This window comes from Nonomuraea sp. NPDC049400, assembly GCF_044466425.1.
Taxonomy (GTDB): Bacteria; Actinomycetota; Actinomycetes; order Streptosporangiales; family Streptosporangiaceae; genus Nonomuraea.
This window is the reverse complement of the sequence record NZ_JBITMP010000026.1, coordinates 54698-76966: the sequence shown is the minus strand read 5'-3', so window position 1 is coordinate 76966 and position 22269 is coordinate 54698. Positions and strand designations below refer to the sequence as shown.

Below are 22269 nucleotides of genomic sequence, written 5' to 3'. Positions count from 1 at the left end.
CCAACGGGCTCACGAGGCGAGGCGGTCCAGGTCCGCCGGAGGGGTCAGCCGGACGGGCAGCGCGCGGTGGCCGTTCATGATGAACGTGCCCTGCGGCTCCAGGTCCTCGGGGGCGACGGCGAGCTCGATCCGGGGGAACCGCTCGAACAGCGCGGGCAGCGCGATCATCGCCTCCAGCCGGGCCAGCGGCGCGCCCAGGCAGTAGTGGAGGCCGTGGCCGAACGACAGGTGCGTCTTGTCCGCGCGGGTGACGTCGAACTCGCCGGCGGTGTCGCCGTGGACCTCCGGATCCCGCCCGATGCCGGCGAAGCCCATGAGGACCGGGTCGCCCTTCCTGACGACGACGCCGCCGATCTCGACGTCCTCCGTGGCGAAGCGGAACGGGAGCATCGCGGCGGGGGAGTCCACCCGGATCGTCTCCTCGAAGACGTCGTCCCAGCTCGCCTCGCCGGACTCGACGAGGGCACGCTGCTCGGGGTGGGTGAGGAGGTGGCGTACGGCGTGGCTGAGGACGTTCATCAACGTCTCCGAGCCCGCGCCGAGCATGAGGTGGAGCGTGCCGGCCATCTCCTCGTCGGACAGCTGCGAACGGTCGTCACCGTCGGGCTTGACCAGCAGGCTGGTCAGGTCGTCGCCGGGCTCGCGTCGTTTGTGCTCGGCGAGCTCGAGCATCGCCCGGTGCCACTGCTCGACGTTCGCCTCGGCCTCTTCGGGGGTGATGGAGGTGCTGACGTTGACCTCGCCGCCGCGCAACGCGTCGGCCCGGGCCTCCTCCGGAACGCCGAACAGGTCACAGACCACCCGTGCGGGCAGCGGGTAGGCGAACCTCGCCTTCAGGTCCACGACCTCGCCCGGCGGGACTTGCGCCAGGTCGTCGAGGAGCTCCTGGGTGATCTTCTCGATGAGCGGCCGGGTCTCCTTGACGCGGTGGGCGGTGAACCCCCTGGCGATCACCTTGCGCAGCCGCTTGTGGTCGTCGCCGTCCCTGGTGGTCATGTTGTCCATGACCACCCACGTGATCATCGGCCAGTCCGGGGGGATTTCTCCGTTCGCCGCCTTGGGCCAGCTCCTCGGGTCCTTGGTGAAGCGGCTGTCGGACAGCACCTGCCTGGCCACGTCGTGGCCGGTCACCGCCCAGGCCACGATGCCGCCGGGGAGTTCCACTTGAGAGATCGGGCCGTTCGCGCGGACGCGGGCCGCCTCGGCATGAACGTCCAGGCCGGCGGTGTCCAGGACCACCGGGCAGCGAGCTTCCATCGGGTGCCTCCAAAAGACGAGAATCGCCGGAAGATGTCATTCAGGCGGTTATCTCGCATGGTATTGCGCGGCGCTTTTCCGGCAACCTTCTAAATTGCGCTCGCCAGGGCGCGGCAAAAGAGGGTGCGCCGGCCTCTCCAAGAACGCCGGATCCGGCGGCCACGGCAATTCAGAAGAAAGACCTGGCCGCCCGGCCGGTAGCGTAGGAGAATCCCCAATCGCGCTTAGGCAAAGGAGCGTGCTGATGGTAGAAGCGGCACAGGCGGCCGTCGACCACGGAATGGCGCCAGAGGATCTCCGGCTGGAGAACGACTACGCCGGGCCGCGCGACCTGGCGGTCGAGACCGTGGTCTCCGCCGACGGCACCCGCATCGCGTTCGAGAAGTCGGGGAGCGGGCCGCCCGTCGTGGTCATCGGCGGCGGGCTGAACGACAAGGCGATGTTCGCTCCCTTCGCGCACATCCTGTCCGGGCACTTCACCGTGTACAACACCGACCGCCGCGGTCACGGCGACAGCGACTACGGGGACCCGGAGACGTACACGATCGAGCGGGAGGTCGAGGACCTCGCCGCCCTGGTCGATCACATCGGCGAGCCGCCGGCGCTCTTCGCCAACTGCACCGGGGGAATGGTCGCCATCCACGCCGCCGCCATGGGGCTGCCGCTGGCGAAGCTGGGGCTGTACGAGCCGCCCTACGACTCGCCCAAGGCCACCGACGAGCAGCTGGCCACGCTGAAGCGGCTCGTCGCCGAGGGCCGCAGGGAGGAGGCGGTCACCCACTTCGGGATGAGCATCGTCGGGTTCATCACCGAGGAGACCTTGGAGAAGGTCAAGGGGCACCCGGCCTGGCAGGCGTTCCTGTCCATGGCCCCGTCGGCGGTCTATGACACGATCATCAGCCAGCAGCACAACGCGATCCCCTTCGCCCTGCTGCCGCAGGTCACGACGCCCACGCTGCTCGTGAGCGGGCGCAAGAGCTCGGTGGCGATCCAGGAGGCGTGCGTGACGCTCTCCGAGCGGCTTCCCGACGCCCGCCTCATCCGCCTGCCGGACGAGGGGCACCTCTACGACCAGAAAAAGGTGGCTCCCCTCATGGTGGAGTTCTTCGGCTCCTAAACGCGAGGCGACAACCGAGAGGCCCGTCACCGGTTTACCGTGACGGGCCTCTCGGCGTGAACCGCGCCTTTGTCAGAGGCGTTCCTTCAAATGCACTTCGACGTTGTCGCCCGCCTGCTTCTTCAGCTTGGTGAAGAGGCGCTTGTTGATGGGCAGCCGGTGCGTGCCGTCACCCCACGGCATGAACGCCGTCTGGAATTCGTGCCCGTCCATGGTGCCGGCCACCTTGACCGAACGGCGGGTGCCGAACACCTCGACGGACTCGGGCCATGTGATGAAGGTCCATCCGTCCGACTGCTGGATCGGCACCGTGAACGTCAAGTCGACGCTGGCCATGTCTCACTCCTTACCTTCTGCTTGTCACCTGCCCCTCGCGGGGGCCGTTCAGCCGACCTGCTCGACCGTCTCCGCCACCGGGTCCCGCAGCTTGGTGGCCACGCGCTCCAGGAGCACGAAGATGAGCACCCCGCCGAGGACCATGAGCACGGCTCCGACGCGCAGCGCGGTGCTGTAGCCCGCGGTGGTCGCGACGTCAGCGGCGACACCGTGCTGGATCTGGTCGCCGGCGCTGCGCAGCGCGAGCGTCACCAGGGCGGACAGGCCGAGCGCGCTGCCGACCTGGAGCGAGGTGTTCTGCACGCCGGAGGCCAGACCGGAGTCCTGGACGGTCACCCCGTGCAGCGCCGCGTTCGTCGCGGCCGGCATCGCGGCGCCCGCGAACACGCCGAAGACCACCATGCCCGGCAGGATCCCGCCGAAGTACGTGCTCTCGACGGTGATCATACTCGTCAGGGCGAGCCCCACGCCTGCTCCGATGTAGCCGATCCCGGCCACGGCCTTGACGCCGGCGCGCGGCACGAACGCGGTGCCCAGACCGATGCCGACCCCGATCCCGATGCCGAGAGGGAGCCAGGCGAAGCCGGTCTGCAGCGGCGAGTAGTCCAGGATGTGCTGCTCGAACAGGGTCATCATGAAGGTGTAGGAGATGAACGCCGCCATGAAGAGCAACGCCACGCCGTTGATCACGGTCCTCGTCCGGTTGGCGAAGAAGCTCAGCGGGATGAGCGGGTCCTTCGCGCGCCGTTCGATGATGAGCATCGTGAGGATCAGCCCGGCTCCGGCGACCAGCGGGAGCACGACCGGCGCGGATCCCCAGGGGCTCTCGGCCGCTTTCAGCAGGCCGTACACGATGGCGAACAGGCCCGCGGTGGACGTGAGCGCGCCCGCCAGATCGAGCTTGGCGTTCTTGCCGCGCACCATCCGGCTCTCGGAGACCATGCGGGGGAGAACCAGGAGGACGACGAGGGCGATCGGGAGGTTGATGAAGAAGATCCAGCGCCAGGTCACCACGTCGGTGAGAACGCCGGAGATCACGTAACCCGAGGTCCCCGCGAAGGCGATGATGCCGCCCCACGCTCCCAGCGCCTTCGTGCGCTCCTTGGGGTCGGTGAACAGCAGGGCGATCATGCCGAGCGAGGCCGGGGCGGCGATCGACTCGGCGATGCCCTGCCCGATCCTGCCCACGATCATCATGGGCTGGTTCACCGCCGCGCCGCACAGGGCCGACGAGACCGCGAACAGTCCCACGCCGATCAGCAGCAGCCGCCTGCGGCCGAAGATGTCGGCGGACCGGCCGCCGAACAGCAACAGCCCGCCGGACATCAGCACGTAGCCGTTGACCACCCAGGCCAGCCCGGACTCCGAGAAGCCGAGCGAGTCCTGGATGTGTGGCAGGGCCACGTTCACGACGGTCATGTCCAGCAAGATCATGAACTGTAAGCCGCAGAGCAGGACGAGCGCCCGCCATCGCCGCGGATCGGCGTGCTGCTGGGGCTCCTCGCTCTCTGGGGCCTTGTTGGTATGCACATCGGCCATGATCATCTCCTTTCGGTGTTCATGGTCGCTTTGGAGATTCCATCCGCACGCTGTCACAGTACGAAATCGGGGCGTCGCTTGATGAAGTGATACGCGCACGATGTCGGTGTGAATTTCTCACTAACACGACATGTCAGACGTTTCTCCGCGTTCAGTAATCCGGCGGGCTGCGGCTCAGTTACGAGGCGTGTTCTGATAGGCGGCCAGGCGCCATTCGCCGTCCTGTTTGACGGCCAGCCACGTGGCCCGGATGGCGCGCTCTTCCGGGACGTCCGTTTCGCCCGGACCCAGGACGCCGCCCTGCGTAAGCAGCACGGCGACCTGATCGCCCAGGAACCGCAGGTCGATCGGGGTGCCGGTGACCCTTGTGCCCTTGTAGGCGGTTTCGAACGCCGCGGCCATGAATGTGCGGATCTCATTCCTGCCCTTGCGGAACACGCCGGGCAGGATCATGGTGCCGTCCTCGGTGAAGACGCCGGCGAAAGCGGACGCGTCGTGCTCCGCCCATGCCGCGACGATGCGTGCGGTGAGCCCGGCGACCGCCGCCTTGTCCGCGTCCGTGATCGCCGGGGCTGTCTGGTCGATGATGGACATTGATTCAGTCCTTTTCGCTGGTTTTCGGGGCAATTCGCCTGGGATTGGTGCGGAATCAGGCGTCATATGATTAACCCGCCGGAGAATGCGCGGGATTGTGCGGATAGCAGGTGCCCCCCGCTCGTTCGACGGCTGCCCGCAGGACGTCATTGGCGTGCCGCATCCGGCTGAGCGCGGCGGGGTCGTCCGGCGGGGCCGTACGGGGGATGGAGAGGACCACGGTCACCGGGTCACGCGGCCTCGGGACGTTCGGCGCGGCGATGGACGCGGTGGGGATCGGATAGATGAGCAGCTGCCCGCCGGCGCCGAGGTCGGCGGGGTCGAGATCGCGCAGCGCGCCGGACAGCAGCGCTTCAGCGTGACTGCCGGGCAGGAGGAGCGTGGAGCGCGGATGCGGATGGTGCCACGATCCGTCGGCGCGCAGCCGTGCTTCCACCGGCGCGGCACGGTGCAGGAAGTCCCGGTAGGGGCAGGTGTCGATCTGCTCTCCGGCACGGTCATGGCCGAGGTCGCCGATCAGGGTCCGGTCGCCGGGCACCGCCAAAGGCTCGAAGGCGGACGGCTCGGACGCGCAGTGCTCGGAGCCGGGAGGCCCGAAGGTCACCGTGCTGAGCATGAAGCGCCATCCCGCCGCGCCCGCATGGGCCGCGTGCCCTTCGACGTGGTCGAAGCGGCGATCGCCGACCACCCGCCGCTGGTCGGCGAGGAAGGCGCCGAGTTCGCGGTAGGGGAGCCGGTGGCGACGTGCCGTCGTGGGCGCCGGGGCGAGCGCGAGCGTGGCGCGCGCGATGATGCCGTGCCGGCCCTGGCTTCCCCGTACGGCGTCGAAGAGCTCGGGGTGCTCCGTCCGCGAGCACGTGACCAGCGCGCCGGCCGGCGTGACGACGTCGAGGTCGTGCACGTTGTCGGCCACGCAGCCGTGCCGGTGGCTGGCGCCGCTGATCCCGCCGGCCGCCAGCACGCCGCCGACGGACATCTCGAGGTAGTCGGGCAGTACGGGGGGCGCCGCGCCGGCCGGCAGGGTCACGTCCAGGACCGAGCTCCAGCGTGCCCCGGCCTCGACGCTGACCCGGTCTCGCTCCAGCGCTCCGACCGTGGCCAGCGTGGTCATGTCGATCACGACCCCACCCGGGGCGAGCGCCTGGCCGTCGACGGAGTGCCCCGTGCCCCGGGGCGCCACGGCCAGGCCGTGGTCGCGGCAGTACCGCACCATGGCCGCGACATCCCGCGCGCCGCGCGGGTAGAGCACCGCGGCCGGTCGCCGGTGCACCTGGCGCCCGAAGTCCGTGGACGCCGCGGTCAGATCACGTTCCCGGGTGCTGAGGACGCCGTCGAACGCGGGCATGACGGCCGGACTCCGCCCCGCGGCGGCTGCGGGGCGGAGTCCGGCCAAGGGTGCTTCCGCCATGGTCAGTCGCCGGTGTGGGACGCGGGCGCCAGCTCCGGCTCGGCCGGGGACGCCGGCTTCCTCCGCCTGAACACGCGTGACACCACACCGGGGCGCATCAGGCTCTGGGGAGGGGCGACGAGCCCGGCGGCCCGCAGGAACGCGACGCTCAACTCGGCGTCGTGCACCGCGGCGGCCTGGAGCCTGGGCACGTAGGCGTTGCCGAGCCTGGCCTTGAGCGTTCTGCGGCCCACCACCCCGGGGAACCCCAGATCCGCGCTCGCGGCCATCTCCCACGGCGCGTCGATGACAGCGGCGAGATCGGCGAAGTACCGGCGGGGATCCGGCGGCAGGCCGGCGGCGAGATGCCGGTCCAGCACGGTCGACTCGATCGCGGCCACCGTCATGCCCTGGCCGTACACGGGGTTGAAGACGCACGCGGCGTCGCCGATGACCAGGAGGCCGCGCGGGAACCGCGCCATGCGCTCGTAGTGCCGCCGGATGCTCGCCGGGAACCGGAACATCATCGGCTTGCCCATCGGCGCCGCGTCGCGGAGGGCCTCGTAGATCTCGGGAACGGGGAGGGACCTGGCGTAGGCGAGGAACCCCTCGTGGTCGGTCGGCGGGCGATCGCCAAGCAGGCCGGTGAGCGACAGCGCGTACCGGTCGGGCAGGCGCGCGAAGATCGCGCCGCGGGGCATGGCGGGAGTGGCGACCGGGAGGAGGGCGATGTCATCGCCGATCGGGTCGAAGGTGAGCGGCCCGTGGAAATCGCAGGTGGTGTACGTCAGGTCCATCCGGACCTGCTCCACCTCGACCTCCGGGTAACCGAGCTCGGCCAGCCACCGCGGGGTCCTCGTGCCCCGCCCCGTGGCGTCGACGACCAGGTCCGCGTGGAGCGTCTCGATCGCCGGGTCCCCTGACCGGCTCTGCACCCGGGCTCCGGTGACGCGGCCGGCGCGCCGGTCGGCGACGAGAGCGAGGATGTCGGTGTTCTCGCGGATGACGACGTTGCCGATCGCGTTGATCCGGCGGCGGATCCGGTCCTCCAGCAGCGGCCGCCCGGCCGCCACGCAGACCAGCCCGGTCCTCGCCTTGCTGATCATGTCGCCGTTGAAATACCAGCTGAGGCTGGTGCCGAAATCCCCGATCGGCACGCCGATGGCGCCGAGCTCCTCCGTGAAACCCGGAAACAGCTCGTCGAGTATCTGCTGCCCCCGCGCCAGGAGGGCATGAATATGGTGGCCCTGCGGAATCGCCCGGCGCGGTCCGGCGACGCCGGTGACGTAATCGCGCTCCACTATCGTCACGGTGTCGTAATAGCGGGACAATATGCGCGCGGAAAGCAGACCGGCGATGCTTCCGCCGAGGACCAACGCGTGGTTGCTGGCATTGCCGTCCATGGCCGGGTCCTTCCGGTCGACAGGTGACTCTGCTGCCGACAGTAACGATCGCGCGGGGCCGTGCGGCTACTTCGGAAATGCGATGTCCGCGGCTCCTTCTTCCCTGGTGCGCATTATTTCGGGGCGCGGACCGGAGCCTTGTTCCGGTTTACCGCGCTGCCTATTCTGACCACGATGGGACACGCGGCGGAATTTCGCTGCCCAATCAATTTGAATCCTCGTAGGAGCCACGGATGGAACCCTTCCGTATCGACATCCCACAGGCGGACCTGGACGACCTTCGAAACAGGCTCGCCAACACGCGCTGGCCTGCCGAACCGCTCGACGCGGACTGGTCCCGAGGCGTGCCGCCGGCCTACCTGAAGGAGCTCGCCGAGTACTGGCGCACGACCTTCGACTGGCGCGCCGCCGAAGCCAGGCTCAACGCGTTCCCCCAGTTCACCACCACGATCGACGGCGCCAACATCCACTTCATGCACATCCGCTCGCCGGAGGCGGACGCGACCCCGATGATCATGACGCACGGCTGGCCCGGGTCGCCCGCCGAGTTCCTCGACGTCATCGGCCCGCTTACCGACCCCCGTGCCCATGGCGGCGACCCCGGCGACGCCTACCACCTCGTCATCCCGGCACTTCCCGGATTCGGGTTCTCCGGGCCTCCGTCCGAGCCCGGCTGGACGTTCCCGCGCGTCGCCCAGGCGTGGGGAGAGCTGATGGACCGGCTGGGCTATCAGCGCTACGTCGTCCAGGGCGAGGACATCGGGGCCTGGATCTCGCTGCTGCTCGGCCACATCCGGCCGGCGAACGTCATCGCGGTGCACGTCAACTTCCTCATCACCCCGCCGTCGGGCGACCCGGCTGAGCTGGCCGGCCTCGCCGAGGCCGACTTCGCGCGGCTGGGCCTGCTCACCCGCTACGCCAACGAGCTGTCCGGATACATGAAGCTGCAGGCGACCCGGCCGCAGACCCTGGCCTACAGCCTGACCGACTCGCCCGTCGGCCAGCTCGCGTGGATCGCCGAGAAGTTCAAGGACTGGACCGACTCGGAGAAGGTCCCCGAGGACGCCGTCGACCGCGACCAGCTGCTGACGAACGTGGCCATCTACTGGTTCACGTCCAGCGGCGCCTCCTCCGCGCACTTCTACTTCGACAACGCGGACCTGCTGCCGACCGCGCCGACGCCCCCGCCGACGCCGCCGCCCCTGCCCGTGCCGCTCGGCGTGGCCGTGTATCCGCGCGACCCCGCCCTGCCGGTGCGGAAGCTGGCCGACCCGCTCTACCCCGACATCATCCACTGGGCCGAGTACGACCGGGGCGGGCACTTCGCCGCCATGGAGGAGCCCGACCTCTTCGTGAGCGACCTGCGGGCGTTCAAATCCGCCCTGCCGTCCGGATAGGAAGGGGAGACCATATGTCCGAGCCCGGGAACAGGCCGCCAGGACTGCGGGCGATGGCGGATCTCGCGACGCCCATGGCGATCCGCGTCGCGGCGACACTCGGAGTCGCCGACCAGATCGCGTCCGGGCGCCGGACGGCTCGCGAAGCCGCCGACGCCCTCGGCGTGCACGCGGGGGCGCTCGACCGCCTGCTCCGCCACCTGGTCGCCATCGGATTGCTCGACAGGGACGACGCGGGCGCATACACGCTGACCGGCTTCGGCGAGCAGCTGCGCGACGACCACCCGGCGGGCAAGCGGAAGTGGCTGACCACCGACGGGGCCGTCGGCAAGGGAGACCTGAGCTTCGTCGACCTGTCGTACTCCATCCGCACCGGCCAGCCGGCCTATGCCGTCCGCCACGGCGTCCCCTTCTGGGAGGACCTGGGCGCGGACCCCGCCCTGTCCGCGTCGTTCGACGCGTTGATGAGCCATCACATCGAAATGGACAACGCCGGGATCCCCGACGCCTACGACTGGGCGGGCCTCGGGCACGTCGTGGACGTGGGCGGCGGGAGCGGCGCGCTGCTCGCCGTGCTGCTGGCGGCCTACCCCGAGCTGCGTGGGACCATCGTCGACCTGCCCGGCCCGGCTGCGAGCGCCCGCCAGGCGCTGCGGGACAAGGGGCTGTCGCACCGGGCGGAGGTGGTCACGGGCAGCTTCTTCGACCCGCTGCCCACCGGAGCCGGGGGGTACGTGTTGTCGGCGATCATCCACGACTGGGACGACGACGCGGCCGTCAAGATCCTGCGGCGGTGCGCGGACGCGGCGGGCGAGCGCGGTGTCGTGCTCGTCATCGAGGCCGTCGGCGCGGACGGCGCGTCCCCGAACACCGCCATGGACCTGCGCATGCTGGTCTACACCGGCGGGAAGGAACGCGGGCTCGCCGAGCTGGGCGCGCTGGCGGCGCAGGCGGGGCTCGTGGTGCGCGGCGCGCATCCGGTGGGTGCGCGTTCGTTCATCTCGATCGTCGAGCTGGGCAGAGAATGACCACCTGATCGCGGTGACGCGAAGGGTCGCCGGGCGGGGCACGTGCTGCTCCGCCCGGCGATTCGTGTTTCCGCGGGTGGGCGGCGGGGTCCGGTGCCGCGGGCACGGCGATATGCACCGGAGGCAAGGCCGGCGTAGTGACAGGCGTTCCGAGCGACAGGGACCTGGCCGCCGGCACGCCGTGACGCCGCCCACCAGATGGCGGGCGGCGTCACGGAACGGGCGGTCTCAGTCGGCGGCGGGCGTGGCGCGGGAGCGCCAGGCCACCAGCAGCGAGACGAGCAGCAACGACAGGCCGATGCCCCAGGCGATCGACAGGACCGAGTAGCCGAACGCCGTGACGACCACGCCGGCCAGCAGGGCGCCGATCGCGGAGGCCAGCTGCATGGCGAAGTCGGACGTGCCCTGCGCCATCGTGCGCAGGGGGCCCGTCACGGACACCGTCAGCAGCACGGAACCGCCGAGGTACCCGAACGACCACCCCAGGCCGAGCAGGAGCAGCCCCGCGGCCACGCCCACAGCATTGTGCGCGGGCGAGAGCGCCAGCGTGGCGGCGGCCAGGACCTGGACGACGAGGCCGATCAGCAGGATCGGCCGCGGCCCGAACTTGTCCGCGAGGTACCCGATCAGGTGGCCCGGCAGGTACATCGCCGCGGTGTGGATGCTGATCGCGATGCCGATGACGCCCAGCGAGGCGGCGCCGTGCTGCATGTGGATCGCCGCCATGTTCATGAGGGAGATCATGGCGGCATGGACGAGCGCCAGCACCAGGATGGCGCGGAAGACGTTCGGGTGGCGCAGCACGGTCGCGAGCATGACGCGGAGCGGCTGCCGCGGCGCGGGCGGCTCCTTGTCGAGCGCGCGGGCCAGAGCCAGCGGGTCCGGCCGCAGCATGAAGAGGATCATGCACGCGCTGATGGCGAGCACGACCGCGATCGCCAGATAGGGTCCCGAGAGCCCGGGCAGCCAGTTGCCGCCGATCCCCTCGAGCACTCCCATCAGCGACGGGCCGAGCACAGCCGCGATGGTCGAGCCCCAGCTCAACGCGCCCATGGACCGGCCCGCCCGGTCGGTTGAGGCCAGGTCCGTGGCCGCGAACCTGACCTGCAGGCCGCCCGCCAGGGACGCCCCGATCGCGACCGCGCCCGCGAGGATCGCCGTGAAGCTCGACACCACGGCGCCGAACACGACGAGCACGGCACCGACGGCGCCGGTGAAATAACCGGTCGCGATCCCGATCCGCCTGCCACGCGCGACGGCGAGGACGGCCAGCGGAACGCTGAAGACCACGCCGCCGCAGTAGATCATCGCCTGCGCCAGCCCGGCCTTACCTGGAGAGCCGGTCACCTCGTCGGCGATGAGCGAGACCAGGGGACCGGTCATGGCGAACGCGAGTGAGAACACCGCCTGCACGGTGATCAGGGACACGATGATCCGGCGTTGGATGCGCCGGACCTGAAGGTCGGCGCTGGTGTGCTCCGCTGTCACGCTCCCCATGTGTCACCGCCCGGCTCGGTCGCCCGCGCGAGCGATTCGCCGACGCGCCGTTCCAGGTCATCGTGCCCGTCCTCGATGGGGAAACCGTCGGTCCGCCGGTCCGGCACGCCGGCGGCGAGCACGTACATGGCCGTCTCGGAGACGCCGTCGATGCCGAGCATCGACTCCACTTCCGAGTCGGAGAACGCGTCGTTCTGCGCCGGTCCGAGCCCGACCGCGGTCGAGCACAGGGCGAAGGTCTGCGCCAGATGGCCCGTGTTCAGCAGGACGGTGCGCAGCATCCGCGCGCTGCGGTACTTGTACATCGCGCGCGGCAGGTTCACGGTCAGGAAGCAGACGAAGCCGGCGGTCGTGATCATCTTCTGGGAGAAGAGCACGCGGTCCATCAGCTGCTCGTCGACTCCGGCGGAGACGATCTCCAGGCTGTGGTCCTCGGGCGAATAGTGGTAGACCCCCGGCGGGATCTGCTCCACGTTCCGCACGACCACGTAGCACTCGGACTCGTGCCGGGCGCCGCCGCACGGGCTGGTGCGCAGCATGAGGTTGCCGAGCATGCCGGCGTCGTAGAAATACATCGGCGCGAACGTGTAGTGCAGGACCGTGGACAGGCTCCGCAGCGGGACCGGTTCGTCCTTGTAGGTACGGTGCGTCCGGCGGGACACCAGGACCTCGCCGAAGTCACGGCGCAGCGGAAGGAACGCCCTGGTCAGGTGGATGCGTTTCGCGTCGGGATTACGCGCGAAGATCGCCGGAGGCGGTCCGTCGGCGGCGATCTCGGCGCGGATCTCCTCGCGCCGCGCCGCCATGCCCGCGTCGGCGACGGCGCCGTCGACGCTGACGTAGGCCGTGTCCTTGGTGCCGAAGTGGAAGAAGGTCGCCGGCTCGCCCCATGGCTGCCAGGCGTCCATGACCTGATCTTCGATGGTGACTTCGTCCCTGGTACGGAGCAGTCCGGCTTCGGTCAGAGCCTTGATCGCGTCCCTGACCGAGGAGGCGTCGTAGTGATCGAGGCGGTCCGGCACCGTCTCCGGATCGGTCCAGTCGCCGAACTGCTCGAGGATGTCGATGCTGGGCCCGTCTACTGCGACGCCGTTCCTTTCGCCGGTCTCGGACGCGGCGTCGAGATAGTTGTCCAGGACCAGTTCGCCGTCGATCCAATAACCGACCAGTGAGCGTGCCCGGCGCAGTTCCATTGAACGACTCCTCAATGTGATGGAAATGTTGAAGGGGCGGGTCGAGACGACCCGCCCCGTCAACTACTTATTCAGCTGCGCAGCAAAACGGGGTACGGCGCAACTCGGGATTCAGGCCGTTCAGCTGGCCTTGCAGCCCAGCATCTTCTTGGCCTTGAGGGGGGTCTGCCGAACCTTCACCGAGATCTTCATTTCTGTCTCCTTCTTGTCGGATGCCAAGAACGGTTTGTCACGTGGGCGGCGAAACTCTTGGAGTTCCGGTTTCCGCTTTGTGCGCTCCGTTCTGTGTCCAGAATGACAAGTCGCGGCGGGGCGGCACTACTTTTAAATTGCTACTCCACGAGGGCCCTGACTTCCGTGGCGCCGTCGCGCGCGTCCGGGAACCTGGCGGCGATCTCGACGGCCCGGTCGATGTTCTCGCAGTCGACGACGAAGTAGCCGGCGAGACGTTCCGGAGAATCGTGGAAAGGACCGTCGACGGTGGTCAGCGAATCGCCCTGCAGGCGTACCGTCCTGGCGAGTGCCGGGTCGTCGAGCGGCTGTCCGATCACGAGCTCGCCGGACTCCGAGATCTCCTTCATGAGCAACCCGAACTCGTTCATGCGCGCGTCTCGTTCATCCTGCGTCAGTCCCTCCTGGTGCATGAACGTCGGGTGCCCCCAGGTCGTGGGATTGCTGTAGATGAAGATCGCGTATTTCATCGTCTCTCCTCGGTCGTCGAGCCGGACCCTTTCGTCATCCGAGTCTGGGTGACTCCCGACCTCGGGGAATAGTGCGCCGGCCACGGACTGGGCGTGAAGTTCTCACACCGCTTCCCCGAGGCGGGCAACTCCGGAGATGCCGCGTGGGCGGGAGCGGTGAACGCTGTTAGGACCCCCGCCGACGACGTCGGTGGCGAGATCTGCACTGAAGGAGCACGTCATGATGGGCACCGCCACGCCGCCGGACGCCTGGGACGACCATCCGGCGGAAGGGACTGCCGCGTTTCTCGACATCGACCTCGCAGCGGCGTTGCGTCACCCGGACCTCGAAGCGCTGGCGGCCCGGCTGCACGCCGCCGGACCCGTGGTGCGGGTGCCCTATCCCGCGGGCGGTGAGATCTGGGTCGTCACCGACCCGCAGCTGGCGCGGGAGGTTCTGGCCGACCCGCGGCTGGCCAAGGACGCGGCGCTCGCGCCGCCGCACTGGACCGAGGTCTTCAGCGTGCTCGGCACCCGGTCGAACCCTCATCCCGGATTGATCGCCGTCGAGGGTGAACGCCACAGGAGGCTACGCGGCGTGCACGCGCCCGCGTTCACGCGGCGGCGGATCCAGGCTCTGGAGCCGGCCATCCAAGCCACGTGTGACCAGCACTTCGACCGGCTCGCGGCCGTCGACCGGCCGATCGCCGACGCCGTCACCGAGTTCTGCTACCCCTTTCCGCTGTCGGTGATCTGCGATGTGCTGGGCGTGCCCGAGGAGCTGCGCCCGGATCTCGCGCAGGCGAGCGAGGACATGGCCTACGGCGCCGACCACGCAGTCCGGCGCGCCGGCCGCCGGCTCATCTACCGGCGCGTCGAGGAGGCGGTGGCGAGCAAGGCCGTCAATCCCGCCGACGATCTGATCACTGCTCTGCTCGCCGTACGCGATGACGATTCCGCCCGGCTCACCTCCGAGGAGCTGCCCGCCGCGATCACTGGTCTGATCTTCGCCGGGCACGAGACCACGGCCGGTCTGCTGGCCGCGCTGTTGCTGAAGGTGCTGGTCGACCCGGACGCCAAGGACGCGGCGAGGACCGACGCCGGCGCCGCCGCCCTCGTCGAGCAGACCCTGCGGAGCTACCCGCCCTCGCCGAACACCACGTGGCGCTTCGCCGCCGAACCACTCACCATCGGCGGTTTCCACGTGCCCGCCGGAGCCGCGGTGCTCGTCAGCATCGTGGCGGTGAACCACTGCCCGGCCGCCGGCCACGACAGGGGGCGGCGGGAACGCGTGGAGCACCTCAGCTTCAGCTTCGGCCCGCACTACTGCATCGGCGCCGAGCTGGCCAGGGCGGAGGCCCGGATCGCGGTGCGCACGTTCGTGGAGCGCTTCCCACGGGCCCGGCTCGGCGTCGCGGAGTCGGAACTGATCTGGGACAGCAGCCTCTTGCTGCGGCGCATGCGGTCACTGCCGATAAGGGTCTCGACCGCCGCCCCAAGGACTCCGGCAGCGGCGGCAGCGGCGGCGTCGCCGTCGGTCACGGACTAACGGGCCGCCGGTCACCGACCTAACGGGAAGGAAATTCGCATGTCCTCTGCCACGCAGAGCCCACCGCTGACCGCCCCGCCGACGCCGAGGACCTCGGCTCCGGGCGCCACGAGGAAGCACGTGTGGGCCCTTCTGGGCATCTGCGCGCTCGCGGCGCTGCTGTACGGATGGGCCCTCGACTCGGGCAACTACGCGAACGCCTACTATTCGGCCGCTGTCAAGTCGATGACCGGGAGTTTCACGAACTTCCTCTTCGCCGCCGGCGACCCGGCAGGCGTGGTCACCGCGGCCAAGCCGCCACTGGCGTTCTGGCCGCAGGTGCTCATGGTGTGGCTGTTCGGCTTCCACAGCTGGTCGATCATGCTGCCCCAGGTGATCGAAGGGGTCGCCGCGGTGTTCCTGCTGCACCGCACGGTACGTCTCTGGGCGGGGGAGAACGTCGCGCTGCTCGCGTCGCTGATCCTGGCGCTCACCCCGGTGACGGTCGCCATCAACCGCAGCAACAACACCGACACGCTGCTGGTGCTGCTGCTCGTGGCGGCCGCGTACGCGTGCACCCGCGCCGTCCACACCGGCAACGGACGATGGCTGTACCTCAGCGCCTTCTACGTCGGCTGCGGGTTCATGACGAAGCTGATGGCGGCGTGGGTGGTCGTCCCCGCCATCGCGGTGGTGTACCTCGTGTGCGGCACCGCCACGGTCAGGCGCCGGGTGGCGGATCTGCTGGGCGCGGGCGCCGTGCTGGCCGTCACGTCGTTCTGGTGGCCGGTGCTGTTCGACCTGTGGTCCGGCCGCAAGCCGTTCATGGGGGCCACTCTGAACGGCGGCGCGCTGGAGAACATCTTCGGATACAACGGCTTCGGCAAGATCTTCAACTTCGGCCAGCAGTACGGCGGATCCGGGCTCAACGTCCAGCTGGCGGCCGTGGGGATGTCCGGCGGCGAGCCGGTCATCACCCGGATGTTCGCCCTCGAGGCAGGCGGCCAGATCTCGTGGCTGCTCCCGTTGAGCCTGCTCGTCCTGGCTGTCGTGGGAGCGGCCGGATACCGCAGGCTCTGGCACGCGATCCCGGGGGACCGGCTGCGGCGTGCGGGCTGGCTCCTGTGGGGGACCTGGCTGCTGGTGACGATCGCCGTCTTCAGCTTCACCGAAGGCATCTTCCACCCGTACTACACGACCAGCCTGGCACCCGCGATCGGCGCGATCTCGGCGGCCGGCCTTGTGGGCCTGTGGCGCGAGTACCGCGACGGCGCCGGTCGCGTGTGGGTCCTGCTCCCGGCGGCGGTCGCCGTGACCGCGGCCTGGGCGGTCGTGCTGATCTCACGGGACGCCTCGTGGCACGGCTGGACGCGCTGGGTCGTGCTCGTCACCGCCGCGCTCGCCGTGCTCGGCCTCGTCGCCGGCAGGCAGGCGGCGGGCGGGCACGCGACGGTGGGCCGCTGGGCCTTGCTCGCCGGCGTGGTGTCGATGCTCCTCACCCCGGCGGTGTGGTCTGCGGGCACCGCGATCGAGCACAAGACCAACGGCGGGTTCCCCTCAGCCGGTCCGCCCAACGAGGCCCTGAACGCGCTGACCAGGGGCGAGCTGCCACCCAGTGTGCGGATTCCGGGCCTGGAGGACCTCCAGTCCCGGCCGCCACGCGGTGGCGGATTCGCCGGCACCACGCTCTCCGCCGAGAACCGGAAGCTGCTGGACTACGCCGTACGGAACTCCGGGAACGCGGAGATCGCGCTCGCCATCGAGGGCGGCGGGCTCGCGGCGTCGTCGTTCATCATCGACAGCGACGCGGTGGTCGTCAGCATGGGCGGATACCTGGGCGCCGACAACGCGCCCTCCGTCGGACAGCTCCGCCAGTGGGTCACGCAGGGCAAGCTGAGGTTCGTGCTCTCGGCCGCGCCGGGCGGACCCCGGATGGGCGGCATCGCGGGCATGGGCGGCGAGCGGCAGAAGGAGCGCGTGGCCTGGGTCGAGGGCAACTGCAGCGTCGTCGACCCGGCTGCCTACGGCGGGACCCCGCCGCAGGAGCGCCTCCTGCCGCTCCCCAGCTTCGGCGACGCGGCGCTGTACCGGTGCGGCTGATGCAGCCGTCACGAACGTGACCGGGCGGGCGTGGAGCCGCAGTGCCGCGCCCGCTCGGTCGGCAACGTGGCCGCCCGCCGCCAGCGCGACTGCGCGGCGGGGCCGCGCGTGTGAGGTGAAGGATGCGTTTGGAGGCCGTGGGCATCTCCCCGGAGGCAGAGGAGATCTACCGGTTCTTCCTCCGCCGGGAAGGCGATGAAGTCGGATCGATCCGGCAGGCGCTGGACCTGGACCCCGACTCGGTCGAGGCCGCGGTCGAGTCCCTCGGCGAGCTCGGGCTGCTCGACCTCAAGGACCGCCACCACGTGGTGGCCGAGGACCCGCGGATCGCGATCGAGCGGCTAGTCGAGCAGCGGATCGAGGAGCTGAACCAGGAGATCCGCCGGGTCATGGCGGCCCGCGACGCGATCAGCTCCCTCGTCGAGGACCGCCGGCGCGGCACGGAGCGGGACACGACCCTGGCGATCGAGCGCATCGAGGGAGTCGACAGGGTCAGGCGGCAGATCGACGATCTCGCGTTCTTCTCCTACACCGAGGTGCTGTGCCTGCACCCAGGGGGCGGCCTGTCGAAGGCCGCCATCGAGACGGCCAGGCTGGCGGACACGCGGCTGCTCCGGCGTGGCCTGACGGTGAAGAGCATCTATCACCCGCAGGCGTTGGACGTGCCTCACCTGGTGTCCTACCTGGGGGAGTTCACCCAGCTCGGCGGTCAGGTCCGCATCACGGAGGAGCGGATGGACCGCATGGTGGTCTTCGACCGGAGCGTGGCGGTCGTGCCGGTCGATCCCAAGGAGAGCTCCAGGGGGGCGCTGCTCGTCCGCGAGCCCGGCCTGGTCTCGCAGCTCGTCATCTATTTCGACGGCTTGTGGGAGGCCGCGGACGAGTTCGGGGGACGCCACGGGGAGATCGACGACGGCCCCGGCCTGTCTGACCTGGAGCGGAGCGTTCTCACTGCCCTGGCTTCGGCGGACAAGGACGAGATAGCGGCCAGGGACCTGGGCATCTCGGTCCGGACCTACCGGCGGTACGTCGCCGACCTCATGTCCCGCCTCGGGGCGGTGAACAGGTTTCAGGCCGCCCTTCGTGCCAAGGAGGAGAACTGGATCTAGCGGCCGGCGCTCACTCGCCCGCCGCCGTCTCGGCGCTGACGGCTCCCACCGTGCGGTCCACGTCGAGGAGCAGCTCGGCGAGCTCGCCGGGAACGGAGAGCATCGGCCAGCGGCCCGTGCGCAGTGTGCGGAACGTCCATCCCGGCTCGTCACGCAGGCGGTCGATGTCCTCGCCGACGCTTCCCGCGAAGTGGTCCATCTCGCACATCACGTACGTCGCCGGGTGACGCGCCGACGGCCGCCCGAGGGTCGCCGGGTCGGAGAGCGAACGCCCAGGATGACCGACGAAGCGCTTGGTCAGCCACCGCGCGTCCCCGGGGGACAGATCCTGCCCGTCGGCGACGGCCGCGATGGGCGGCGGGGGCAGCAGACCGTCGTTGTCGGCGATGAGCCGCAGCTCCTCCGCGCGCACGCCGGCGGGGAACGCGTCGAGCATCGACCTGCCGTCGTGGGCGAGAAACGCCTCCACGTACACGGTGTGGGCCACCCGTTCAGGCGCCCGATCGACCACGCTGCCGGCGACGATGCCGCCGTAGTCGTGGGCGACCAGGATCACGTCGTTCAGGTCCTCCTCGATGAGGACGGACAGCACGTCATCGGCGTGGTCGGCAAGGGTGACGTCCCTAGCGCCGGTGTCCGGCGCCGACAGGCCGGACAGCGTGAGGGCGCGGGCCCGGTGGCCCGCAGCCCTCAGCTGCCGCGCGATCCGGTGCCAGATCCACGCTCCGGCCCACAGGCCGGGAACAAGTACGTAGCTCCTCATGGCGCGCCTCTTGGAAACTCGCGGTGGTTGTATTTCCGGCACTCATTCGCATCATGCTGCAACGGTGAATTCTTCGGCGTACGAAGAGCAGAGACGGGTCGCATCCGACTCGGACACGCGCACCGACCGGCTCTCGTCGAGGAGCGCGATGGCCCCGATGTAGCCGTACCCGGGGGCGAGCGTGTGCAGCCGCACCGAACGGGACGGCAAATCGAGCGGCCAGTCGAGTAATTCGGCCGGCTCCTCGGCGACCGAGACGATCACCTTGTCCGGTGGAATGCGCAGACCGTGGCCGGTCGCCTTGAGCGCCGCCTCCTTGCGCACCCACGCCCTGGCGAACCCGGCCCTGTGCTCCCGCATCGGTAAAGATCGTAACGCGGCGAGCTCCGCCGCGGCCAACGCGGCCTCCGCGACCGGCACGTCCCGCACCGCTTCGACGTCGACGCCGATCGGCACGGCGGGGCAGAGTGCCACCGCCACGCGGCCACCGGAGTGGCTGACGGACGCGTGCAGCGGCCGTCGCGTGCCCAGAATCTGTGGTTTGCCATGTGGCCTGCCACAGTCCGGGCAGCGGCGATCGAGCTGGACCTCCGCCGGAGCCAGGCCCAGCTGCCGCGCCGCCATGGTGCGGAGCAGCCAGCAGGCCGTCACGAACTGCCGCCGTGCCGCCGGGCTGCGATACCTGCTCGCCCGGATGATCTCGGTGGCGCTGAGGTCGGCGCGGAGGGCCTCGGCGGGGAATTCCTGGGCATCGGCCCACCAAATGTGGCATTCGTCGTCGTCGAGCAGTTTCATGGGCATGGTGAGTCCCTGTTATTTATTGGAGCCGGCGCGCAGTGGAAATTTATTTGTTCAGTCCCACGTGGTGCCGTTGGACTTCACCAGCGAAACGAGGCGGAGCAGGAATTTGGCGCCCATTGTTTTCTCCTCTGGATTGTTCCGAAGCTTTTTCGGTTGCTTGCGTAATTTCATGGTGCCGGGGCCGGGCATCGGTATCCAGAGAAGTCGGGTTCACCTAGTTGCCGACGGGTGGCATGAAGCTGCCATCGGTTTTCGACGGGTATTCGGCGGCACGGCCGGAGATGCGCACGCGCCCGCGCCCCGGCGAGCGTCTATGCCATGGAACTGACCGTGGTGCGGGGCCAGGCGACCCCGGAAGAGCTGGAAGCGATCAAGACGGCCGTGGCCCGGTGCCTGGCCAGGAAGGCGGGCGCGCAGGCCGCGCGCTGGGCCGATCCCGCCAGGTCCCTGCGCGGGCCGCTGGCTGCCGGGGGCGAATGGCGGCTGAGCGGCTGGACCGGCTGACCTATCGGATCGTGCTCTTCCTCCGGCTCCCCGGCGGATAGCGCATTTTGCGATGTGTCCGCCTCCGTCTCGCCGCACATCCTGAGGAGGACGCACGGCCGTACTGACGTCAGGGAGGCCAACCTTGAGCGAGACAGCGACGTTATCCAAGCAAGTGACCGGCCCGGCGATCACCGCCCTGCCACGCAGGCGCTGGCTGCTCGTCGCGGTCAGCAGCCTGGCGGGGTTCGCCCTGACGGTGGTCTGGTCGGCCAGCTTCGTCGACAGCACCATCGGGGGCGCGGTGGCGGACGCCTTCCTCGGCGAGAACGCGGGCGAACAGCCCATCGTGGGCTTCGCTGCCGGGATCGTCTTCGCCTTCGTCAGCGGCCTCGCGGGCACGTTCACCGCGTGCAACATCGCCGTCTTCGGCGCGGTCGCCCCCATGGTGTCGACGGGAAACAGACCGGCGCGGACCCTGGCGCCGCTGGGCTGGCTGACGGCCGGCATGGTCGCGGTCTCGGCGGTCTACGGAGCGATCGTCGGCGCGGTGGGCACCGCGATGCCGCAGTTCTCCACCGCGCAGAACGCCGCCGGCACCCTGTCGCCGCGCAGCATCCAGTCGATGGTGGTCTTCGGGATCGTCGGCCTGGCCATGCTGTACCTGGGCCTGGCCGCGATCGGACTGGTGCCCGACCCGTTCGCCCGCGCACCCCGCGCGCGGCTGGTGTTCATGGGCACGCTGATCGGCGGCTTCCTCATCGGGCGGCCCTACCCCATGTTCCGCCACCTGTTCAGGGACGCCGCGGAGAGCGGCAACCCGCTGTACGGCGCGGCCGCGTTCGTCCTGCAGTCCCTCGGCAACATCGTCATCATGGCGGCGCTGTTCCTGATCATGGCCAGGTTCGCCGGGAGCAGGCTGCGGCGGTGGCTGCAGGCCAGGCCCGGCCGCGCCGCCGCGCTGACCGCCGTCACGCTGATCGTCGCGGGCGTGTTCACCGTCCTGTACTGGGACCTGCGGCTGCTGGCCCGCAGGGAGATCATCCCGTGGTACCCCGTCGCGCCGTGGTCCTGAGGAGACGACGATGTCAACCTTGATCGGCTCGCTGCGCAGGCTCGTCCTGGCCCCCTCCCTGGAGGAGGTGACGTTCGCCAGGCGCGGGTTCCCCTGCGCTCCCTCCCCGGCCACGGCACGCCTGGAGTCGATCCCGCAGGCCGTCGTCTGCGGCTTCGAATGGGGCATCGACGCGCACGACCAGTGGGACCTGGAGCGCAGGCTGGCCATGGTGGACACGGAGCTGCGCGGCTTCGCGTACGAGGGCGCGACCATGGCGTTCACCGTGCTGGACGCCATGGGCCGCGGGAAGCGGCGCCGCACCCGTGACCTCCTGCTCGGCCCCGGCCAGCCGCACATCTTCCTGGCCTACATCGGCATCGGCTTCGCCATGGCCCGCCTGCCGAGGCCGCTGTGGAAGAAGGTGCTGCCGGATCTCGGTGGCACGCCGTACCACCCCACCATGAGCTGGCTCGCCGTCGACGGATACGGCTTCGACCTGGCCTACTTCCACACGCGGCGATGGGTCGGCGAGCAACGGGTGCCCGATCCCTACCCGTGGCAGGGCAACGCCGCCTACTTCACCCGCGCGGTGGATCAGGGCATCGGGCGCGCGCTGTGGTTCATTCACGGCGCGAACGTCCCCGAGGTCTCCGCCGCGGTGCGGGGATTCGCCGCCCACCGGCAGCCCGACCTGTGGAGCGGCGTCGGCCTGGCCGCGACCTTCGCGGGCGGATGCGGGACCGGCGCGCTGACCGGGCTGCGCGAGGAGGCCGGCGAGCACCGCGCCGAGCTGGCCCAGGGCTCGGTCTTCGCGCTGAAGGCACGCCACTACGCCGGCCACGTGCCGGCCCACAGCGAGGCCGCGGTGGAGATCCTCACCGGGCTCTCCACGACCGGCGCCACCACGCTCGCGGACGAGGCCGCGGCCGGTGACTACGAAATCTGGCGCGGGCGGATACGCGCGTATTTCGCCGCCGACGCGGAAAACACATATCGCTGA

20 protein-coding genes are annotated in these 22269 nt (G+C 69.9%); 9 read left to right on the top strand and 11 right to left on the bottom strand.

Annotated features, from left to right (window positions below):
* Nucleotides 1-9: 9 nt before the first annotated feature.
* Nucleotides 10-1257, bottom strand: coding sequence for a cytochrome P450 (locus ACIBVN_RS34470; protein ID WP_397143651.1), 1248 nt, complete (start codon nt 1255-1257; stop codon nt 10-12).
* Between the two features lie 244 nt (nt 1258-1501).
* On the opposite strand from ACIBVN_RS34470, the gene ACIBVN_RS34465 reads away from it, so the two are divergent.
* Nucleotides 1502-2374, top strand: coding sequence for an alpha/beta fold hydrolase (locus ACIBVN_RS34465; protein ID WP_397143649.1), 873 nt, complete (start codon nt 1502-1504; stop codon nt 2372-2374).
* A 72-nt stretch (nt 2375-2446) separates the two neighbouring features.
* On the opposite strand, the gene ACIBVN_RS34460 is transcribed toward ACIBVN_RS34465, so the two are convergent.
* The 5 genes from ACIBVN_RS34460 to ACIBVN_RS34440 all read right to left on the bottom strand — a co-directional run bounded on the left by ACIBVN_RS34460 (nt 2447) and on the right by ACIBVN_RS34440 (nt 7633).
* On the bottom strand, nt 2447-2710 hold the full coding sequence (locus tag ACIBVN_RS34460) for a DUF1905 domain-containing protein (protein WP_397143647.1): 264 nt from the start codon (nt 2708-2710) through the stop codon (nt 2447-2449).
* A 48-nt stretch (nt 2711-2758) separates the two neighbouring features.
* The gene (locus tag ACIBVN_RS34455) at nt 2759-4249 is read right to left on the bottom strand and encodes an MFS transporter (RefSeq protein WP_397143645.1); all 1491 of its coding nucleotides are present in this window, start codon (nt 4247-4249) and stop codon (nt 2759-2761) included.
* Between the two features lie 174 nt (nt 4250-4423).
* Nucleotides 4424-4843: an SgcJ/EcaC family oxidoreductase gene (locus ACIBVN_RS34450; RefSeq protein WP_397143643.1), complete on the bottom strand. Its 420-nt coding sequence runs from the start codon at nt 4841-4843 to the stop codon at nt 4424-4426.
* Between the two features lie 70 nt (nt 4844-4913).
* Nucleotides 4914-6188: an FAD-binding protein gene (locus ACIBVN_RS34445; protein ID WP_397143641.1), complete on the bottom strand. Its 1275-nt coding sequence runs from the start codon at nt 6186-6188 to the stop codon at nt 4914-4916.
* A gap of 65 nt (nt 6189-6253) precedes the next feature.
* Nucleotides 6254-7633, bottom strand: coding sequence for an FAD-dependent oxidoreductase (locus ACIBVN_RS34440; RefSeq protein ID WP_397143639.1), 1380 nt, complete (start codon nt 7631-7633; stop codon nt 6254-6256).
* Between the two features lie 233 nt (nt 7634-7866).
* On the opposite strand from ACIBVN_RS34440, the gene ACIBVN_RS34435 reads away from it, so the two are divergent.
* Both ACIBVN_RS34435 and ACIBVN_RS34430 read left to right on the top strand, forming a co-directional pair.
* On the top strand, nt 7867-9030 hold the full coding sequence (locus ACIBVN_RS34435; RefSeq protein ID WP_397143637.1) for an epoxide hydrolase family protein: 1164 nt from the start codon (nt 7867-7869) through the stop codon (nt 9028-9030).
* Between the two features lie 14 nt (nt 9031-9044).
* On the top strand, nt 9045-10058 hold the full coding sequence (locus tag ACIBVN_RS34430) for a methyltransferase (protein WP_397143635.1): 1014 nt from the start codon (nt 9045-9047) through the stop codon (nt 10056-10058).
* Between the two features lie 228 nt (nt 10059-10286).
* Here the strand turns inward: ACIBVN_RS34430 and ACIBVN_RS34425 are convergent, their stop codons facing one another.
* From ACIBVN_RS34425 to ACIBVN_RS34415, 3 genes are all read right to left on the bottom strand, one after another.
* Nucleotides 10287-11555, bottom strand: coding sequence for an MFS transporter (locus ACIBVN_RS34425; RefSeq protein WP_397143633.1), 1269 nt, complete (start codon nt 11553-11555; stop codon nt 10287-10289).
* Nucleotides 11543-12748: a SagB/ThcOx family dehydrogenase gene (locus ACIBVN_RS34420; protein ID WP_397143631.1), complete on the bottom strand. Its 1206-nt coding sequence runs from the start codon at nt 12746-12748 to the stop codon at nt 11543-11545. The genes ACIBVN_RS34425 and ACIBVN_RS34420 overlap by 13 nt, the downstream gene beginning before the upstream one ends.
* Nucleotides 12749-13080: 332 nt before the next feature.
* The gene (locus ACIBVN_RS34415) at nt 13081-13449 is read right to left on the bottom strand and encodes a YciI family protein (RefSeq protein ID WP_397143629.1); all 369 of its coding nucleotides are present in this window, start codon (nt 13447-13449) and stop codon (nt 13081-13083) included.
* 220 nt (nt 13450-13669) lie between these two features.
* Here ACIBVN_RS34415 and ACIBVN_RS34410 point away from each other — a divergent pair, with 220 nt between their 5' ends.
* From ACIBVN_RS34410 to ACIBVN_RS34400, 3 genes are all read left to right on the top strand, one after another.
* Complete coding sequence (locus tag ACIBVN_RS34410) at nt 13670-14977, top strand: cytochrome P450 (RefSeq protein WP_397143627.1); 1308 nt, start codon at nt 13670-13672, stop codon at nt 14975-14977.
* Between the two features lie 39 nt (nt 14978-15016).
* Nucleotides 15017-17056 carry an ArnT family glycosyltransferase gene (locus tag ACIBVN_RS34405; RefSeq protein ID WP_397143625.1) on the top strand — a complete coding sequence of 680 codons (2040 nt, stop codon included), beginning with the start codon at nt 15017-15019 and terminating at the stop codon, nt 17054-17056.
* A 122-nt stretch (nt 17057-17178) separates the two neighbouring features.
* Nucleotides 17179-18165: a LuxR C-terminal-related transcriptional regulator gene (locus tag ACIBVN_RS34400; RefSeq protein WP_397143623.1), complete on the top strand. Its 987-nt coding sequence runs from the start codon at nt 17179-17181 to the stop codon at nt 18163-18165.
* Between the two features lie 10 nt (nt 18166-18175).
* On the opposite strand, the gene ACIBVN_RS34395 is transcribed toward ACIBVN_RS34400, so the two are convergent.
* Nucleotides 18176-18928, bottom strand: a complete 753-nt coding sequence (locus ACIBVN_RS34395; protein WP_397143621.1) for an alpha/beta fold hydrolase — start codon at nt 18926-18928, stop codon at nt 18176-18178.
* A 51-nt stretch (nt 18929-18979) separates the two neighbouring features.
* The gene (locus ACIBVN_RS34390; RefSeq protein WP_397143619.1) at nt 18980-19729 is read right to left on the bottom strand and encodes a 4'-phosphopantetheinyl transferase family protein; all 750 of its coding nucleotides are present in this window, start codon (nt 19727-19729) and stop codon (nt 18980-18982) included.
* A 318-nt stretch (nt 19730-20047) separates the two neighbouring features.
* On the opposite strand from ACIBVN_RS34390, the gene ACIBVN_RS34385 reads away from it, so the two are divergent.
* The 3 genes from ACIBVN_RS34385 (at nt 20048) to ACIBVN_RS34375 (ending at nt 22269) form a co-directional block, all read left to right on the top strand.
* Complete coding sequence (locus ACIBVN_RS34385) at nt 20048-20233, top strand: acyl-CoA carboxylase subunit epsilon (RefSeq protein WP_397143617.1); 186 nt, start codon at nt 20048-20050, stop codon at nt 20231-20233.
* A gap of 124 nt (nt 20234-20357) precedes the next feature.
* A complete protein-coding gene (locus tag ACIBVN_RS34380) occupies nt 20358-21287 on the top strand; it encodes a hypothetical protein (protein ID WP_397143615.1) in 930 nt (309 codons plus the stop codon).
* A gap of 10 nt (nt 21288-21297) precedes the next feature.
* Nucleotides 21298-22269: a DUF1702 family protein gene (locus ACIBVN_RS34375; protein ID WP_397143613.1), complete on the top strand. Its 972-nt coding sequence runs from the start codon at nt 21298-21300 to the stop codon at nt 22267-22269.

What these genes read in the sequence shown, in the direction of transcription:
- ACIBVN_RS34470 (WP_397143651.1), bottom strand. Translation starts at nt 1,257, where the DNA reads ATGGAAGCTCGCTGCCCGGTGGTCCTGGACACCGCCGGCCTGGACGTT.
- ACIBVN_RS34465 (WP_397143649.1), top strand. Translation starts at nt 1,502, where the DNA reads ATGGTAGAAGCGGCACAGGCGGCCGTCGACCACGGAATGGCGCCAGAG.
- ACIBVN_RS34460 (WP_397143647.1), bottom strand. Translation starts at nt 2,710, where the DNA reads ATGGCCAGCGTCGACTTGACGTTCACGGTGCCGATCCAGCAGTCGGAC.
- ACIBVN_RS34455 (WP_397143645.1), bottom strand. Translation starts at nt 4,249, where the DNA reads ATGGCCGATGTGCATACCAACAAGGCCCCAGAGAGCGAGGAGCCCCAG.
- ACIBVN_RS34450 (WP_397143643.1), bottom strand. Translation starts at nt 4,843, where the DNA reads ATGTCCATCATCGACCAGACAGCCCCGGCGATCACGGACGCGGACAAG.
- ACIBVN_RS34445 (WP_397143641.1), bottom strand. Translation starts at nt 6,188, where the DNA reads ATGCCCGCGTTCGACGGCGTCCTCAGCACCCGGGAACGTGATCTGACC.
- ACIBVN_RS34440 (WP_397143639.1), bottom strand. Translation starts at nt 7,633, where the DNA reads ATGGACGGCAATGCCAGCAACCACGCGTTGGTCCTCGGCGGAAGCATC.
- ACIBVN_RS34435 (WP_397143637.1), top strand. Translation starts at nt 7,867, where the DNA reads ATGGAACCCTTCCGTATCGACATCCCACAGGCGGACCTGGACGACCTT.
- ACIBVN_RS34430 (WP_397143635.1), top strand. Translation starts at nt 9,045, where the DNA reads ATGTCCGAGCCCGGGAACAGGCCGCCAGGACTGCGGGCGATGGCGGAT.
- ACIBVN_RS34425 (WP_397143633.1), bottom strand. Translation starts at nt 11,555, where the DNA reads ATGGGGAGCGTGACAGCGGAGCACACCAGCGCCGACCTTCAGGTCCGG.
- ACIBVN_RS34420 (WP_397143631.1), bottom strand. Translation starts at nt 12,748, where the DNA reads ATGGAACTGCGCCGGGCACGCTCACTGGTCGGTTATTGGATCGACGGC.
- ACIBVN_RS34415 (WP_397143629.1), bottom strand. Translation starts at nt 13,449, where the DNA reads ATGAAATACGCGATCTTCATCTACAGCAATCCCACGACCTGGGGGCAC.
- ACIBVN_RS34410 (WP_397143627.1), top strand. Translation starts at nt 13,670, where the DNA reads ATGATGGGCACCGCCACGCCGCCGGACGCCTGGGACGACCATCCGGCG.
- ACIBVN_RS34405 (WP_397143625.1), top strand. Translation starts at nt 15,017, where the DNA reads ATGTCCTCTGCCACGCAGAGCCCACCGCTGACCGCCCCGCCGACGCCG.
- ACIBVN_RS34400 (WP_397143623.1), top strand. Translation starts at nt 17,179, where the DNA reads ATGCGTTTGGAGGCCGTGGGCATCTCCCCGGAGGCAGAGGAGATCTAC.
- ACIBVN_RS34395 (WP_397143621.1), bottom strand. Translation starts at nt 18,928, where the DNA reads ATGAGGAGCTACGTACTTGTTCCCGGCCTGTGGGCCGGAGCGTGGATC.
- ACIBVN_RS34390 (WP_397143619.1), bottom strand. Translation starts at nt 19,729, where the DNA reads ATGCCCATGAAACTGCTCGACGACGACGAATGCCACATTTGGTGGGCC.
- ACIBVN_RS34385 (WP_397143617.1), top strand. Translation starts at nt 20,048, where the DNA reads ATGGAACTGACCGTGGTGCGGGGCCAGGCGACCCCGGAAGAGCTGGAA.
- ACIBVN_RS34375 (WP_397143613.1), top strand. Translation starts at nt 21,298, where the DNA reads ATGTCAACCTTGATCGGCTCGCTGCGCAGGCTCGTCCTGGCCCCCTCC.